Origin of the sequence: Kribbella sp. NPDC023855, from assembly GCF_040639475.1 — a bacterium.
Lineage (GTDB): Bacteria > Actinomycetota > Actinomycetes > Propionibacteriales > Kribbellaceae > Kribbella.
Window position 1 is genome coordinate 21,972 of sequence record NZ_JBFAAA010000024.1, and the last position, 15,800, is coordinate 37,771.

Sequence of the window (15,800 nt, forward strand, 5' to 3'; positions counted from 1 at the left end):
TCAGGCTGATCCGCGGATGACCAGGTGGGGGTCGAAGATTGCTGAGGTGGGGCGGTGGGTTTGGTCTTGGAGGTGGGTGAGGAGGATGCGGGCCATTTCGGCGGCCATTTCTTCGACGGGTTGGGCGACGGTGGTCAGTTGGGGGTGGGTGAAGTGGGCAGGTTCGCTGTCATCGAAGCCCACTACCGCCACGTCGCCGGGGACGGTGCGGTGGTGTTGATGGAGGATGGTCAGGGCGCCGGCGGCCATCAGGTCGTTGGCGGCGAAGACGCCGTCGAGGTCGGGGTGCTCGGCCAGCAACTCGGCCATCGCCCGCGCGCCGCTCTCCAGCGTGAAGTTGCCCTTGGCAACCGGTACGTAGGCCTGTCCGTGCCGGGCCATCGCCTGGCGGAAACCGGTCAGGCGGTCCTGAGCGGCCGGTACGTCGCTGGGTCCGGCGATCGTCACGACTCGGCGGCAACCGCGCGCAACCAGCCGATCCGCCGCCAGCGCAGCGCCTTGCTCGTGGGCCAGATCGACGTAGCTGATCGGGACATCCCGGCCGGGTCTCGCAAAGAGAACAGCCGGGATGCCCGCATCCACGAAAAGACCGGGCAACGTGTCATCGGAATGAGTCGAGACCAGCAGCGCCCCATCGGCCTTGCCCTGCCGGACATAGCTCACCGCATCCGCCCGGGCCGCGTCGGAGTCGGCCAGCACCAGCGTCGGATGCACCTTCCGCGGCAGCAAACTCCTGACAACACCGGACACCACCCGGCCGAAGAAGGGGTCGCCGAGAACCTGCTCCGCGGAGCCGTCCGAGCCCGAGATCACCAACGCGATCGCCCCGGCCTTCCGCGTGACCAGCGACCGCGCCACCGTGTTCGGGATGTACCCGGTCGCCACCACCGCCGCGGCGACCTTCGACCGCATCGCCTCGTCGACCGTCGCCACGCCGTTGATGACCCGCGACGCGGTGGCGCGCGAGACGCCCGCCGCCCTGGCGACATCCTCCAGGGTCGGCGGCCGCTTGCTCGTCATGCCACCGGATCGTAGCTGGGTCACTGCCGATAGATCCCGAACTCGTACAGCGAATAACCAAAGCCCGTACCGCGCTGAGTCCCAGTCAGCCGCACATAGCGCCCGGACCCGCCCGTCGCCAGATTGTCGACGTCACCGTTCCCGTCAGCAGTCGAGTAGACCGGCCGCCAATTGTTCCCATCGTCGGAAGCCTCGATCCGGTACGACCGCGCGAACGCCCCCTCCCAGATCAACTGGATCCGGTCGAACGACATCACCGTACCGAGATCCACCTGCACCCACTGCGGATCCGCCCAGTCGCTCGCCCAGCGAGTCGTGGTGTTGCCATCCGTCACGTTCGACGGCGGGTACGGCGCGCCGTTCCCCACCTGCTGGTACGACGAAGCCGTCACCGCCTTGCCCCGGGCAACATTCGTGCCCGGCACCGGCGGAGCCACCACACGGAAGGACCTCGTCTCGATACCCACGTTGCCCTTGCCGTCACGCACATAGTCGTAGAGCTTCCACACACCCAGCCGCTCGGGCACGGTCACCGTGAACGGCCCGCTCCCGCTGAACGGCGTACCGACCAATGCGCCACTGCCGTCGATGTACTTGCCGCCGACCTTGAACTCATGCGTCAGCGGGTCCCCATCAGGGTCAGACGCGTTGACGTTGACAGTGATCGTTCCGCCGGCCGGGACGTCCGTCGTACGGCTCAGGGTCATGCTGCTGATCACCGGAGCGGTGTTGCCGCCGCCCGCGCCGCCGAAGGCCTGCCGGACAGCGTAGTACGAGAGCCGCTTCTCTCCGCCCGGCGTCAAGTTGAACCAGACAGCGCCGAAGTCGTTCTCGATGCCGTAGTGGAACAGTGTGCCGCCCAACGCGACCCCGGTGTGCCCGACGATGCAGTTCCACGCCCGCAGGTAGCCGTCGCGCTTCTGCACGTCAGTCGGCTCAGCCGGTACGCCGTTCGCGTCGTTGGGCACCTCCCACTCGCCTGCCGGTCCAGCCTCGGTCAGGATGTACGGCTTGGTGTAGCCGCCATTGATCCAGTCCTGCTTCACCTGGCAGACATTGCCGTACGAATTGACCGCCAGCAGATCCAGGTCCGGCGTGTACTGCTTGTAGTAAGGCCAAGCGCCCGTCCACGCATCGGTGGACGTGACCGGGTGGTTCGGGTCGATCGCATGGATCGCCTTGCTCGCCTCGTTCACGAAGGTCGTATAAGCGATCCGCTGCCGCTCGAGCTCAGCACCGGAGTAGCAGTTCTGCAGGCCGAGCACGGACTCGTTGCCGACGTTCCACATCAGCACACCCTGGTGATCCTTGTACTCCGTGGTCCAGCGGCGGATATCGGCGAGCGCGTTCGCCTTGTACGTCGTATCGGTCACGTAGTTCGCGCAACCTCCACTGCCGGGTCCACCACCAGGCTGGAGCCAGTAGCCCGCGACCACGCGCATGCCATTCGCAGCCGCAGCGTCAAACAGCGGCCTGGACGACGCATCGGTGCCCCACGTGCGCACAGTGTTGACGCCGATCGCCTTCAGCCCGGGCAGCCGTGCGCCTGCTTCGGAGGCCGGCGGTCCCCAGGTGAGGCCCTTGACCTGCCATGGCGCGTTGTTGACGAGCAACTGCCAGTTCCCTTGGCCACCAGCGATCCGCACGGTGCCACTGCCCTGCGGCGGCCCACCACCAGTACCGAGCACCTGCAACTCCCAGAGCGAGTAGCCGTACCCGCCAACACGCTTGGTCCCGTACAGCCGCACATAGCGCCCACTGCCGGTGACGTTCAGAGTCTCGGTACCGCCCTTGCCGACGGTCGTGCTGTAGACGGAACTCCAGTCCTGCGCGTTACTAGAGACCTCAATCCGGTACGCCGTTGCGTAGGCCGCTTCCCAGCGCAGTACCACCTGACTGAGGTCAGCGGTCGCACCGAGGTCTACCTGGAGCCATTGCGGGTCGCTGAAGTTGCTGGACCATCTGGTGTTCAGGTCTCCGTCGACAGCGGCCGTAGCCGGAGTACCGGCGCCTTCCGATGACGAAGCCGCCACCGGGCGGCCTTGGGACAGCAGGGTTGCCGCTTGCGCGGGTTGAGCCGTCAGTACTGCGCTGCCGAGCAGGACCACGGCGACTGCGGTGACGAGAGCAATTGCCGAACGGACGCGACGGGTCGCGAAATCCATCGGGTACTCCTTCACAGAGAGCGGGGGCGGGGTCAGAGAGCGCTCTCTCGCGCTCTGATCGTCACGGTGCCGAGACCGGTTGTCAACGCCTCGTTACGCTCCGCCGGTTCCGGAACCGGCCGGGCCTTGACACCACCGCGGCCCCGATCGACGCTGTGTGAGAGAGCGCTCTCCCGCGACGTCCCGCCGCGGGTTGCCCGATTCGACGCCCCGCGGAAATCCCCCGACAGGAGGAGCTCCGTGTTCAAGAGAAGGACCAAAGCCCTGTCCGCAGGCGGCCTGGCCGCCGTCACCATCGCCTCAGCCCTGACCGCCATCACCGGATCGGTGGCGCAGGCCGACGACCTCGTCACGCATCACGAGTTCCAGGTCAACTGCACGGTGCATCACCGCGCGACCGACGATCCGATCGTGTTCCCCAACCTGCCCGGCGCCTCGCACGATCACAGCTTCGCCGGCAACACCACGACCAACGCCGCGACCACGCTCAACTCGTTGACGGCCGCGGGCCCCGGCGCGACCACCTGCCTCAACCCCGACGACCTCTCGGCGTACTGGTGGCCGACGATGTTCCGGGGCAGCCAGCCGATCGTCCAGACCTGGCACCAGACCATCTACTACAAGTCGGGCATCCTGCGGTATCAGGACGTCCGTCCGTTCCCACCGGGCATCCGGTTCGTGGTCGGCAGCCCGAGCGCGACGCTGGACGGATTCCGTACCGCTCCCGGCGCCGTCGAGGGCTGGGAGTGCGGCAACAGCGCCCACAACTGGGACTTCCCGGCGAACTGCCCGCTCGGTACGCAGGCCAACATTCGCTACCAGGCTCCGAGTTGCTGGGACGGGAAGAATCTCGACTCGCCTGACCACAAGAGCCACATGGCCTACCCCGTCAACGGTGCCTGCCCAGGCAGCCACCCAGCCGCAGTACCGATGCTCGAGTTCAAGATCGCGTTCCCGGCCGACGGCGACATGTCGCAGATCAGACTGGCCAGCGGCCGCGGCTACTCCTGGCACTACGACTTCTTCAACGCCTGGGACCCGCCGACACTGGCAGCCCTGGTGAGCCACTGCATCAACGGCGGACTCCAGTGCAACTCGAAGGGTTTCGACCTCTACAAGCCCGACCGGGGCCAGATCCTCGGCGACAACTACCGCCTCCCCGGCCGACCAACCATCTGACGATCGTCCTGCGGTGCCGGAGAAGTCCCGCCGGCACCGCAGCAAACGGCAAACAGCAAACGGCAAACGGCAAACGGCAAACGGCAAAACTACAGTCACGCCCGGATGCGCCGAGCAGCGGCCGCGTCCGGGCTCGTCGCCGTCACGCTCCTCGGATCGGGCGTCGAGCAAGCCCGTCCGGCGGCTGTCACCGCGGCCGACAGTTCCGCAGCATCCTGGCGGCACTGCGGTGCGGGATCGGTGCGTGGGGCTGGCACTCGCTGCATCATCTGTGGCCAGCCGTGGCCTTACACGGCTTCACGGAGGATGACGGACAAGAAATTGCTGCGGGTGCTGACCGGCCAATCGTCGGGGGAGTGCCCTCGGCCGCTACGCGCGGTCCGAAACGCTCCGACCCGTGGGAGAGACCTGCGAGCTCGCCGCGGTCGCCGAACGCTGGAAGGCGCGTCCAGGACGCGAACGACATCGTCTACGTCCTGGGCCGGCATGCGAACCGGCGCCGGCCTGATCCTGGACGGAACCGTGCGCCGCGGCTATGGCGGAGCAGTCGGCGAGATCGGCGCGCTGCTGATGCCGGCCGCTGGCTCAGCGCACCGCCCCACCTGCACAGGTGCCCGGTCTGCCCGCGCACATGCGCCCGAACGACAAGGCCACCTGCCGCCTCCTCTACCCCGGACGGTGATGCGGTGAAGACCAGTCCTGCGTCGCTGGTCGAAGGGCGGGCTTGGGCGGCCGTCGGAACGGCCGCCCAAGCCCGGGTGGATCAGGGATAGCTGGGTAGATAGTTCACCTGGGTGGTGGTGTTCGACGTGCCTCCGGTGTTGTTGATGATCCGATTGATCGTGCCGACGCCGCCGAGTGACACCGTCAGCAGGTTGTGGAAGCGGACGCCGGGTTTGTCCGGTACTTCGAAACCGCGGCTGGCGACGATCGACGGGTTCGTCTGGAAAAACGAGTAGACGCCGACGCCCCAGGCCTCGTGGGTCGAGACGCTGTCCCCCACCTTGTACGCGGCCCACCCGAGGGTGCCCGGGCCGCTGCTCCAACTCGCCTGGTTCGGCACGTCGTACGGCATCTCGTTCTGATAGAAGTACGTTCGGCCGCCGTTGCCGTTCCAGAGCGTTTCGTACTGCTGGTAGTGCTCGGCGAATAGGCCGTACATCGTCACGTCGTTGCCGTTGACAACCAATCCGTTGGCGGCGGTGTTGAGGTCCCAGCCGACGGCGTTGCCATGATCCGCGCGCCACAGCCACAGGTGGTCACCGATGACGTTGTTGCTGTTCACCCGCAGGCTGACGGTGGCCTTGCCGACCTGGGGTCCGCCGCCGATCCGGACGAACACGTCGTGCAGCGACGTCGGGTTCGCCGCGTGGTTCGCGGTCGAGCCGGCCGGGCCGACCTCGATCAGCACGGGCGAGTTCACTGGGCCGGCGTCGACAAGGAGACCGGCCAGCTTGACCCCGTCCACGTCAGCGACCGTCAGGGCGGCCTTGCCGGTGTCGGGCTGCAACGTGGCCAGGCCCAGGCCGAGTACGACGGTGTTGGCGCGGGTCACTCGGATCGTGTCGTCGAGGTGGTACACGCCAGGAGTCAGCAACAGGTGTTTCCCTTGCGCCAGTGCGGCATTGATCGTCGCGACGGGCGCGCCAGGCTTGACCACGTAGAACTCGCTGAGCGAGATCGACGAACCCGCGGCGGGTCCGTTCGACCAGCTGGTGCCGGCGGTGTTCGGACGCAGGGCCGGCACGAACACGCGGTAGCTGCCGGTGGCGTCGACGTACAGGAACGGCTTCTCACGGATCACCGGCGTCTGACCGATGACTGTGTGAGACGGGTTCGGGAAGTGCGGCGGCGGTGCGCCGTTGACCCCGAGGAAGACCATGTTCCAGACCGATCCGGCCCAACTGCCGAACTCCGAGTTCCGGGAAAACCACTGCTGCTGCGAGCCGGAGACCACCCGGCCGTCGATCTTGGTATCGGCGAACAGTCCCCCGCTGGCCCAGCCGTCGCCACCGTTCCAGAGCTGGATCTCCGGTGCGCCCTTCAGGTGCATGCGGCGGTACGGCGCTGCCTGCGAGACGGCCCAGCGTTCGATCTGCCCAGGCGGCGTGGTGACGGCCAGGTTCTCGGCGGAGCGCCAGAAGTTCTGGGTGGCGTTGCCGAGGTTGTTCGGATTGTCGCCTTGCTGCAGCCAGTCGGCCTCCACCCGGACGTGGCCGTTGAGGTTGACGTCATCCGGCGAGAGCCCGAGACCGGCCACTTGGGTGAAGAAGCCGAGATTGACGTCCGCGGTGTAGGTGCCGGGCTTGAAGAGCGTCGCGTAGCGCTCGGAGCCGAACTGGTTGGTGTGCTGGCGCGCGGAGATGACGTTCAGCCGGTTCTGCAGCTCGGCCTGGGGCGTGCTCGGGCTGAAGACGTCCACGTTCGGACCGAAGTCCGGGTTGCGCGGATCTGTCGGCGGTACGACCGGCCCGGATCCACCGTCGCTGGTCCGCACGGCCACCTCCCAGAGTGAGTAGCCCCAGCCGGTAGCGCGCTGAGTGCCGTGGATCCGCAGATACCGCCCGCTGCCGGCGACATCCAGGGTCTGCGTGCCACCGGTGCTCGAGGTGGTCGAGTAGATCGGGCTCCAACTCGTGCCGTTGTCGGACACCCGTACCTCGAAGGCCCGCCCGTACGCCGACTCCCAGTTCAGCACGACCTGGCAGATGGCCTGGGTGGAACCTAGATCCACCTGGAGCCACTGTGGATCCGCGAAGGCGCTCGACCATCTCGTACCGGGATTGCCGTCTACAGCCGCAGAGGCCGGGGTTCCGCCGTTCTCGACGGATGAAGCCGTCGCGGGGCGGTTTTGCGCGACATTCGTACTGCCACAAGCTTGCGCGGCCTGGTGAGTTCGGGCGGTTTGGGTGGTCAGGGGGCTGGCCTGGGCCGCCTGGGCGTTGCCGCCGCCAGGAGCGACAACGAAGGCGGAGGCCAGCACGAGAGCGAAGGTTAGGGCGGACAGCCGTCTGGATCTGGACATGGCGGCACCAATCAGGAGAGGACGGGGCGGCATCCAGCGGCCCGGGATCGGACCGCTTCCTGCAGGAGAGAGAGCGCTCTCTCAGAGCCTGACCGGTGACCCGCCCACCGTCAAGGGAACGTTCCCTCAGCCCAGTTCCGGAACTTCGTCGCAGCAGTGGTCCCACCTCCACTCGCACTCGCGGCACCCGCGCGGACCGGGCACGCCCGGCCGGCCACCCGGAGACCCTCGTCATCGGTATGGACATGCTCCAACTGGCATTGGAGCGATGGTTCCTTCATTGCGCCCACCCGTCGAATCGGCGGTCGCGACGATTCCCGGCCTCGCGTCTTGAGGCTGGGAACCGTCGCATCGAACTCCGTGCCAGATCTGCCGAGAAACCCGTGGCGTGAAGACGAGGAGGAAATTAGGTGGGGCTGACGATTCGCAGCAGGGGTCACCGACAGTCGGGTAGTGCTAACTCTGGCCGGTGACGCCGACTTGTCCACCGGGTGGCAATTGCGGGATCTGGCCAAAGAGTCATCGCCGCTGACCGTGTGCATCTGCCCAGATAGTCCCTAGTTCTTCCCGCTGGTCTTACGGCAGTACTCCCTGTGCCATCGGCGTGATCAGTGCACCTGCTTCGAGGCGCACGTGTACTCCGGCCGGCCGTTGGTGGGGATGGCGCCGCAGACAGCTTTGTAGTAGGCCGTCTGCCCCTGCTTCTTCGGATGGAAGCTCTGCTTTTTCTCCACCGGTAGCTGGATTCTGCTCGGACTGCTCAGCTCGACGCCGTTGATCCACGAACTACCGCTGCACACCCGGTGCGAGGTGAAGTTGCCGCTCGAAGGCAGGTACTTGATGCGAGCTGCGGGGGTTCCTTGCAACAGCCCGTTGGCAGCGATGACGTTCTTGCGGATGGCTTCGTTGGCTTGGTCGGCGATGCCGTTGAGCCACATGGCGTCTCGGTGGCTCACGGTCAGGTCAAAACCGCGACTGCCGACCCTGCAAGCGGCCCCGTCGAGGGTCCACTCCGCGTAGAGGTTCCTGCTCTCAGCGAAGAGCCGCGGGTAGCCGGCGACAATGAGCGTGCCGTTCGGAGACATTTTTTTGAGAATGTCGGTGTAGATGTCGGCCAGCGAGGTGGGGTCAACCGATCGATGGGGGACCGGGAATCCGGTCGTCAAGGTCGGGATCTTGCTGGCAAGGGTGTTGGCTTGCCGTCCGGGCTTACGGCAGCCCCAGCGGGGTAGCCCCGCTCTCGGACGTGCAACGCAGTCTTTCAGAATGTCCGCGAAACCGACGTCGTTCCCGCCCATCGAGAGCGTGACAAGCACGGTGCTCTTGCGCACGAAGTCGAGTTGCGCCGGCTCCTTCTCACCATATTGCTGGTAGTCGAAGTTCTCCGCGTAGAGGTCGTCTGCGACCGCGCCCGAGCAGGCGACGTGGTCGACCTTCGTCACCAGGCCGGACTTGAGCGCCTGATCGGCGACCAGGTGCGACCAGGCCGTCGAGGAGCGGTGGCAGCCGGTAGTGCCACCGGGAACGCCCGGCTCCGGAAACGACGTCCCCAACTCGAAGTGCTTGTCATTCGCGCCCTCACCGGACGCGAAGGAATCGCCGAGAGCGACGTACCCCGGCTCGGGAGAGACCGAATCCTTGTTGACCATCCAGATCGGCGATGCACTCAGCACGTCACCGAAGGTGTCACGGAGGATGACGTGGACGGAATTGACACCGGGATCCACATACGCCGAGATGTCGATGGGGTCCGTCGGCGGCTGGAACTCGAAGTTCTTGGCGAAGGTGGCGATCGAGCCATTGGGACGGGTGATCGTCAACGAAATCTCGTCGTCGACGAAGAACTGCGCGGTGCCTTCTGCGTTGCCGGCGAGCAGAACCGGCCCACTCAGGGCCGTGAAATCGAACGTCCGGTCCAAGAAGACTTCCTTGGGACTCGACACAGCGCGTTGCGCCACGCCGCCCGTGATCGACGTCGGCGTATCCGGCGTTGCCGCGCCGGCGGTCGCCGGCACAGATAGCGATGCAGCCGCACAGGCCAATACCGCCAAAGCGATTGTTGCCTTCATGAAGTCCCCCCAAGGGCCATCACTGACCCTCGCTTGATGACGGCACGGACCGGACACGCCATCGCGTCCGGTCGCTCGGGTCACCGAGCGTCCCCCCGTCCCCTCAGGTGAGATATCGCGTGCTAGGGCCGAACGTTTCACCTTCCGCGTCACGACTTGGACAAGCCGGATGTACTGGCGGTGCCGGCTCGAGTCCATCTGGGCGAGCGCCTGGTCGAGCAGAGTGGGCCGATCAGGTTGGCCAGGGTCGCCGCGTCGTCTGTCGAGCCGTCCTTGACGGCGATCTACTCGTCGATCTATCCAGTTGCTCGCACGCCTCAGCAGGGCTTGATGTTGCCGTTGTGGCCAGCCGGGATGACATACCCGCGGTGGACCCAGCCCTGGGCCGGGGCGCCTGGCTCGGAGTTGAAGAATTGCCCGCCGGGCGTTTTGTTCGGCCAGTGGATCTTCAGCCAGCGAGGACCCGTGTCGAGGCTTGGGTCGGGATCGAAGTCCGACTTCTGCTCGCAGTCGGCCCACACCACCGTTCGGTTCGCGCTGGTGCCGATCTGCTGGTCCTTTGCACGAGGGCCCGACCGCACCTTGAGGCCAAGGTCGGCCGTGTCGATGACGACGAACAGGTACGGGCCGTTGCCTGTCGGTGGCGCCGTCGAGGTCGGCGCGAGCTTCTGTTTGAAGTCGGCATCACTGATCTTGCCATCGCGGAGCACGTCGTTGAGCTTGGTGCTGCACTGGCTATTCGGGCCAACCGCGATGCAGCCGTCGCCGCCGACGCTGCTGGTATTGTCGTCGGTCTTCTGGGCGGGCTCGTCCTTACTGAATGCAGCGATGCCGCCCAGCAGGCCGCCGATTGCGGCAATCACAGCCGCGCCGATCATGAGTTGGCGTCCTGTGACGCGCCTACGTGGCGGAGGGGTCGGGTTCGCAGGAGTAGAGGGGGTGGTCGGCGGTGCGGACACGTGGGTGTCTCCTATGTCGCGTCATGACGCTTCGCTGGGGCCTCGACGAATTAGCCACCAGTAGCAGGCGCCCGTCCACCGTTTTGGCGAACACTTCGGAGCCTTCCCGCGTCACACAGGGTTAGATCGCGGGAAGCGTCATCCACTCACATGCTGAGACTTGTTGATGTTCAATGACCCAGCGGTTTGATGTTTCCAGCCGTGCGGACAGGACGGTGGGGCAGAGCACCTTGGCGCACCGCGATGGCTCAGACTCACCTGCGCATCGTTCCCGTAGCAGCGCGGCCTCGGCGCAAACGCCCGCCACCGAGGCCGCCGGCTGGCAGCATCTCCTGGTGATCGACCGGCCCGAAGCAGGCCTGGGTTGGTGGTGTGCGGATCTAGTGCACGCGGGCGGTGGTGGGGGGCTTGGCGTGGCGCGCGACGCGTAGTTCGATGCGGTGGTGCAGGTCGTCGCGGCCGACTACCTGGTGGAGTTCTTGCCCGGTCTGCTCGGCTGCGGCTCGTACTGCGTCGAGGTCGGCGCCGGGCTCGAGGGTGGCGGTGATCTCGGCGACCAACTGGCCGCGGTCGAGCACGATTCGCCCGGATCCGCTGCGGACTCCGGGAGTTTGGGCGAGGACGTGTCCTGCGGCGCCGGCGGCGGCGTTCGCGTCGGCGGTGAGCCGCCCTGTTTCGTCGCTGCCGGGCAGACGTAGCCGGCCGGTGCCGTGGCGCGGAAGGTGCCGGGCGAGCCAGGTGAGTCCGAGGACAACCAGCAGTACTCCGCCGACACCAGTTGCCCAGGGCCACCATGCCGCCTGCGGGAGTTCGGCGAGTCCGTTGATTTCGAGCCGGTCGGTCGCGTCGGGGATGAGGTCGTGGCGCCAGGCGAGTGCGGCAGCTCCGGCCGCGATCAGAACGATGGCGAGGACGACGGCAGCGAGCCGGTCGAAGGCGATGAGTCCACGGCGCATGTCAGTGCTCCTCGACGGTGACCCGGGTATGGATCCGGGGTTGCGGCGTGACGGTCTGGAGGCGTTGCGCGATCGCGGTGGTCAGCTCGTCGCGGACCCGGACCGTGTCGCCGGTGGCTGCCGCGGTGACGCGGAGCTTGCGGCCTTTGGCTTTGGCGGAGGCCGAGATGACGGAGTCGATGTTGGTGGCGGTGTCGCCGGCCAGACGGGCGGCGTCGCGGCTCCGGATCCACACTCCGGAGTCGCCGACGGCCAGGTGGGTCGTCTTGCGCGGTTTCAGCGCGGCGACCAGGACGACGAGGCCGATCAGTACGGCGGCGGTACCGGCCGGGGTCATCCACCCGGCAGGCTTGAGTACTTCGGCCTTGCCGAGAACCCACTGCAGCCACGACGTACCGGTGATGAGGTCTGCGGCCAGGAGGGTTTCGCGGATCGCGACGACGCCGGCAGCAGTGACGGCGAGGGCTGCGAGAACGCCGACGGTCGCGGCAGCCGGTACTGCGACCGGCCTCTTCGCGGGGGTGCTACTCATCCGACCCTCCTCGGGTTCGCGGGGTTGGCGGTGCTGGGGAGTTCCACGGCGGAGATGTCGATGCTGACCGCGTCGATGCCCAGTCCGGTCAGGTCGGTGACCGCTCGGGTGACCCGGCCGCGGACCTCGGCGGCCAGTTCGGCCAGCGGGTAGCCCCACTCGACCGCCAGCTCGACGACGAGCCCGACCCGTTGCCCCGCGAGCTGTGCTTTCGCCTTGGGGAGGCCGCGTCCCAAGGTCGCCTCCCGCCGGAGCACACCGCGGGCCTGGAGTGCGGTGACCTCGGCGATCCGCTCGATTGCCCTCGGGGCGATCTCCAGCCGGCCCCGGTCACCGGCCCCGTCGTCCGGTACTGCGGACTCGGTCCCGGGCGTACCGGTCGGCGCGAGGGTGGCGGTGTCAGCCACGGCCGCGGCGCGACATCAGGTCGTCCAGGCCTTTGGTGCCGTCGGTCAGGTAGCTGCCGACGGCGAAGCCGACGGCACCGAGGACGATGGCGAGGAGGAAGCCGATGAAACCGCCGGCGGCCGCGGCGATGGCGATCAGCAGGCCGGTGAACAGGCCGATGGTCGAGGTGTTCACGAGTTCTCCTAGAGGGTGGTCCAGGCTCGATGCCCGGTGCCGGTACTGCGGGGTGTGTGCTGGTGGATGATCAGATGGGGCTCGGGAGTACGACGTCTTCGATCGTCACGTCGACCGGCTGCCCTGCCAACGGCCGAACCGCGGCCCGCACGGCGTCGGCCAGGTCATGCACCGGGTAGCCGGCAGCAACGGCGAGGTGAACCTGGATCCGGTCGTCGGTGATCCGTACGCCGGCGATCTTCGCGCCGGGCAGGTAGGTGGCGACCTCACCGAAGGCACCGCCGTGCAGAGCTGCGACTCCCGGTACTGCGAGGACCGCGGCGGCGACCAGTTCGGACAGATCCGGCTGTCGCTCGACCGCGTCGGTCGGGACGGTCACTGGACGCGGCGCTCGGCGGGCTCGGGCTCGGTGTCGGTGGTGTCGTCTTCGCCTTCGAGGTGGATGTCGCTGACGGCGATGTTGACCTCGGTGACCTCCAGCCCGGTCATCCGCTCGACCGCGCCGATCACGTTGCGGCGGATGGCGGTGGCCAGGTCGACGATGCTGACGCCGTACTCGACGATGATCTGCAGGTCGATCGCGGCCTGGGTCTCGCCGACCTCGACCGTGACACCTTGGGACAGGTTGGTCTTGGAGCCCGGGATCCGGTCGCGGATCATGCCGACCGTGCGGGCGGCGGTACCGCCGAGGGCGTAGACGCCGCTGACCTCGCGGGTCGCGATACCGGCGATCTTGGAGACGACCTGGTCGGCGATCGTGGTCTTGCCCTGCGCACCACTGAGGTTGCCGTCGGCAACCAGATCCTTGGCGGCCGGCCGGCCGGCGGTACCGGTGGAGGTGGTGGTCTGCGTCATCGGATCGTCCTTTGCTTCGTGGGCGGTGTGGTGGGTGTTCGTTGTGACTACGGATTCGGATGGTTCGTCACGTTCTGTGGCCAAACTTGCCAGTGTGGCCTCACCTGAACGAGGTTCTTCATCCGTTCGTGATGCTCATGGGTCACTTCCGAGAAGTGGTGCGGTGGTGCTGATGGGAAGACGACAGCGGGCAGGCCGATGTCACGGCGGGTTGGGGTGTGACCACCCTCACCGGGCTGATCCGGGCGGTACCGTGACGTCTGCGATGGTGGTGTCGTCATTACTTCAATCGGCCCGATCCCGGGCAGCTGGAAGAGAGGACATCGGTGACGGCCGCAGACCCTGCAGGAGCCGGGACACCGGTGGCGCTCCAGGGAACGTCGGTGGTCGCCGGGGCCCAGGGACTGGTCGAGCTGGACGAGGCGACCCTGGTCGCCAGAGCGCGCGACCGGGACCCGGCGGCGTTCGAGATGCTGGTCCGCCGCTACCAACGGCGCATCTACTCGCTGTGCCTGCGGATGCTGAACGGCGCCAGCGGCGAAGCCGAAGACGTTGCCCAGGAAGTGTTCCTGACCGCGTGGCGCCGGCTGCCGGAGATCCAGCACGACAGCGCGTTCGGCAGCTGGCTCTACCGCGCGGCGACGAACCGGTGCCTCACCATCATCCAGCGCCGGAAACCTGTCGACGAGCTCGACGATCACAACCCACCCGTCGAGACACACGTCGAGGGTGACCCGGCTCGCGCCGTACACAATAGTGAAGCGATGAGGGCTCTCACGCTCGCGCTGGCCCAGTTGCCGCCACCGCAGCGAGCCTGCTGGCTGCTGCGCGAGGTGCACGGCCGGTCGTACCAGGAGATCGCCGACCTGGTCGATACGACCCCGACAGCGGTCAGAGGACGAATAGCCAGAGCACGAGCAGAGCTAGCGGAGGTGATGAAGCCATGGAGATGATGCCCACTCAGGAAGCCGGACATCCGCTGCCGTGCGGCCGAAGTGTCGAGGACGTGTGGGACGACCTGGAGGGCGGCCGAGTCACCGACCACGCCCTGAACTGCCCGCACTGCACCACCGCGCGGGCAAGCCTCGACGAGCTGGCCGAAGCGACCCGGGCGTTGATCGACGACCCTGTCGAACCGCCGGCTGGGTTCCTGGACAAGATCATGACCGCGGTCCGGGCCGATCTGGGCCTGGGACATGCGATCCCGCTGCCAAGCCGGACGGCGCAGGTGGACATCTCGACGTACGCGCTCGCCGCCGTACTGCGGTACGCGGTCGACGGCGTCGAGGGGATCCGCGCGCACCGGTGCCGCATCGAGGTTTCCCCGGATGATCCACGGTCGGTCAGGGTGTGGATGTCTGTTTCACTGCGCTTCGGGGCCGGCCAGGTCAGTGCCCTGGACGAAGCCCGCCGACGGGTCGCCGCCGCTCTGCCCGAACGGATCGGACTGGACCTCGAGATGCTGGACTTCGAGGTCGCCGATGTGTGGATGGACCCCGACCGGCCGGAGGACTCACGATGAGCGCTCCCTGGGCACCCGGCAGACTCGTGCCGCCGAACCTCTTGACCGAGATCCGGGCAGCCGAGGCCGCCGCGACGGCCACCCGAGCGGTTCCCGGCGTCGTACGGCTCCAACCCGGCGTCTGGGGACTACTACGGCAATTCGTCGCCCAGGCCTGGACCCAGGCCACCGGCAAGGCGCTGCCCGACATCGCCGGCGTCGACGCTGATCTCGATGCGAACCGGGAGCTGCTCCGGATCGACGTACGGATCGTGGTCAGCATCGACTACCACGCTGCTCAGATAGGAGAAGCAGTCCACGAAGCCGTCACGGCCGCGGTGGCGGCGGTCACCGGCCAACCCGCCCAAGTCCAGATCCACATCGTCGAGATCGCCCTCGAACCCGGCCGAGCACTACCTGCGGCCGAGAGGGGACCGTGATGCTAAGGAGCCGTGCTGATGCTCAGGACGTTTTGGCAGGGGAAGAAGCCCCGCGACCGCCAGACCGGTCGATGCCGAGTTGGCCGCAGGGGCCATCTGTGACCAGCACTGGGCCGCGTTGCTCGCTCTCGCGACTGAATTGGTGGGTGATCGCCGACCAGCCGAGGCGACGGTGGTCGAGGTGATCGGTGCCGGTTTCCGGCCACTGCGATGGCGGTGCCGATGCCTGACGTCGACATGCGTCGCCAGCTCGCCCGCCGGGTATATCTGTCGTGTGGGTCTCGGTCGAGCACGGTCGGTGCGCACACTGGCTATGAGCAGGCGGCGTTGGCGCTGCGGCGGGGTCCCGGTTCTGGGCACGATTCGCGGTAGTCGCCGGCGCTGACGGCGCCGGGCATGACAGGGGACAGGACAATGCCCTCCACGGTTGAGTGGAGGGCATCTGGTGCTAGGTGGTGCTGGTCCGCCGCGCTCGTCCGCGGCGGACCATTGCGGGTGTCAGGTCAGTTGAAGATGC

15 protein-coding genes are annotated in these 15,800 nt (G+C 67.2%); 4 read left to right on the plus strand and 11 right to left on the minus strand.

Translation table 11 applies throughout. The annotated features are described in order from the left end of the window. Together AB0F51_RS39235 and AB0F51_RS39240 are read right to left on the minus strand one after the other, a co-directional pair. Positions 1-1,020 carry a LacI family DNA-binding transcriptional regulator gene (locus AB0F51_RS39235; RefSeq protein WP_360288882.1) on the minus strand — a complete coding sequence of 340 codons (1,020 nt, stop codon included), beginning with the start codon at positions 1,018-1,020 and terminating at the stop codon, positions 1-3. A gap of 20 nt (positions 1,021-1,040) precedes the next feature. Then, entirely contained in the window at positions 1,041-3,185 is a 2,145-nt protein-coding gene (locus AB0F51_RS39240) for a discoidin domain-containing protein (RefSeq protein ID WP_360288884.1), read from the minus strand. A gap of 240 nt (positions 3,186-3,425) precedes the next feature. Here AB0F51_RS39240 and AB0F51_RS39245 point away from each other — a divergent pair, with 240 nt between their 5' ends. After that, complete coding sequence (locus tag AB0F51_RS39245; RefSeq protein ID WP_360288886.1) at positions 3,426-4,364, plus strand: DUF1996 domain-containing protein; 939 nt, start codon at positions 3,426-3,428, stop codon at positions 4,362-4,364. Positions 4,365-5,127: 763 nt separating this feature from the next. Here AB0F51_RS39245 and AB0F51_RS39250 read toward each other — a convergent pair. From AB0F51_RS39250 to AB0F51_RS39290, 9 genes are all read right to left on the minus strand, one after another. Next, positions 5,128-7,389 carry a discoidin domain-containing protein gene (locus AB0F51_RS39250; RefSeq protein WP_360288888.1) on the minus strand — a complete coding sequence of 754 codons (2,262 nt, stop codon included), beginning with the start codon at positions 7,387-7,389 and terminating at the stop codon, positions 5,128-5,130. A 608-nt stretch (positions 7,390-7,997) separates the two neighbouring features. Continuing rightward, entirely contained in the window at positions 7,998-9,458 is a 1,461-nt protein-coding gene (locus AB0F51_RS39255) for an SGNH/GDSL hydrolase family protein (protein WP_360288890.1), read from the minus strand. A gap of 317 nt (positions 9,459-9,775) precedes the next feature. Beyond that, positions 9,776-10,336: a hypothetical protein gene (locus AB0F51_RS39260; protein ID WP_360288892.1), complete on the minus strand. Its 561-nt coding sequence runs from the start codon at positions 10,334-10,336 to the stop codon at positions 9,776-9,778. A 461-nt stretch (positions 10,337-10,797) separates the two neighbouring features. Beyond that, entirely contained in the window at positions 10,798-11,373 is a 576-nt protein-coding gene (locus AB0F51_RS39265; protein WP_360288894.1) for a hypothetical protein, read from the minus strand. A 1-nt stretch (position 11,374) separates the two neighbouring features. Then, entirely contained in the window at positions 11,375-11,905 is a 531-nt protein-coding gene (locus AB0F51_RS39270) for a DUF6286 domain-containing protein (RefSeq protein WP_360288896.1), read from the minus strand. Then, positions 11,902-12,312 carry an Asp23/Gls24 family envelope stress response protein gene (locus AB0F51_RS39275; RefSeq protein ID WP_360288897.1) on the minus strand — a complete coding sequence of 137 codons (411 nt, stop codon included), beginning with the start codon at positions 12,310-12,312 and terminating at the stop codon, positions 11,902-11,904. Before AB0F51_RS39275 ends, AB0F51_RS39270 begins: the two co-directional genes overlap by 4 nt. Further along, positions 12,305-12,487, minus strand: coding sequence for a hypothetical protein (locus tag AB0F51_RS39280; RefSeq protein ID WP_360288899.1), 183 nt, complete (start codon positions 12,485-12,487; stop codon positions 12,305-12,307). The genes AB0F51_RS39275 and AB0F51_RS39280 overlap by 8 nt, the downstream gene beginning before the upstream one ends. A gap of 70 nt (positions 12,488-12,557) precedes the next feature. Continuing rightward, positions 12,558-12,866: a hypothetical protein gene (locus tag AB0F51_RS39285; protein WP_360288901.1), complete on the minus strand. Its 309-nt coding sequence runs from the start codon at positions 12,864-12,866 to the stop codon at positions 12,558-12,560. Further along, on the minus strand, positions 12,863-13,342 hold the full coding sequence (locus tag AB0F51_RS39290; protein WP_360288903.1) for an Asp23/Gls24 family envelope stress response protein: 480 nt from the start codon (positions 13,340-13,342) through the stop codon (positions 12,863-12,865). The genes AB0F51_RS39285 and AB0F51_RS39290 overlap by 4 nt, the downstream gene beginning before the upstream one ends. Positions 13,343-13,704: 362 nt before the next feature. On the opposite strand from AB0F51_RS39290, the gene AB0F51_RS39295 reads away from it, so the two are divergent. The 3 genes from AB0F51_RS39295 to AB0F51_RS39305 are packed head-to-tail and all read left to right on the plus strand — an operon-like array spanning position 13,705 to position 15,283. Further along, positions 13,705-14,295, plus strand: coding sequence for an RNA polymerase sigma factor (locus AB0F51_RS39295; RefSeq protein WP_360288905.1), 591 nt, complete (start codon positions 13,705-13,707; stop codon positions 14,293-14,295). Next, positions 14,286-14,864, plus strand: a complete 579-nt coding sequence (locus AB0F51_RS39300; RefSeq protein ID WP_360288907.1) for a hypothetical protein — start codon at positions 14,286-14,288, stop codon at positions 14,862-14,864. The genes AB0F51_RS39295 and AB0F51_RS39300 overlap by 10 nt, the downstream gene beginning before the upstream one ends. Further along, complete coding sequence (locus tag AB0F51_RS39305) at positions 14,861-15,283, plus strand: Asp23/Gls24 family envelope stress response protein (RefSeq protein WP_360288909.1); 423 nt, start codon at positions 14,861-14,863, stop codon at positions 15,281-15,283. The genes AB0F51_RS39300 and AB0F51_RS39305 overlap by 4 nt, the downstream gene beginning before the upstream one ends. Positions 15,284-15,800: the final 517 nt, after the last annotated feature.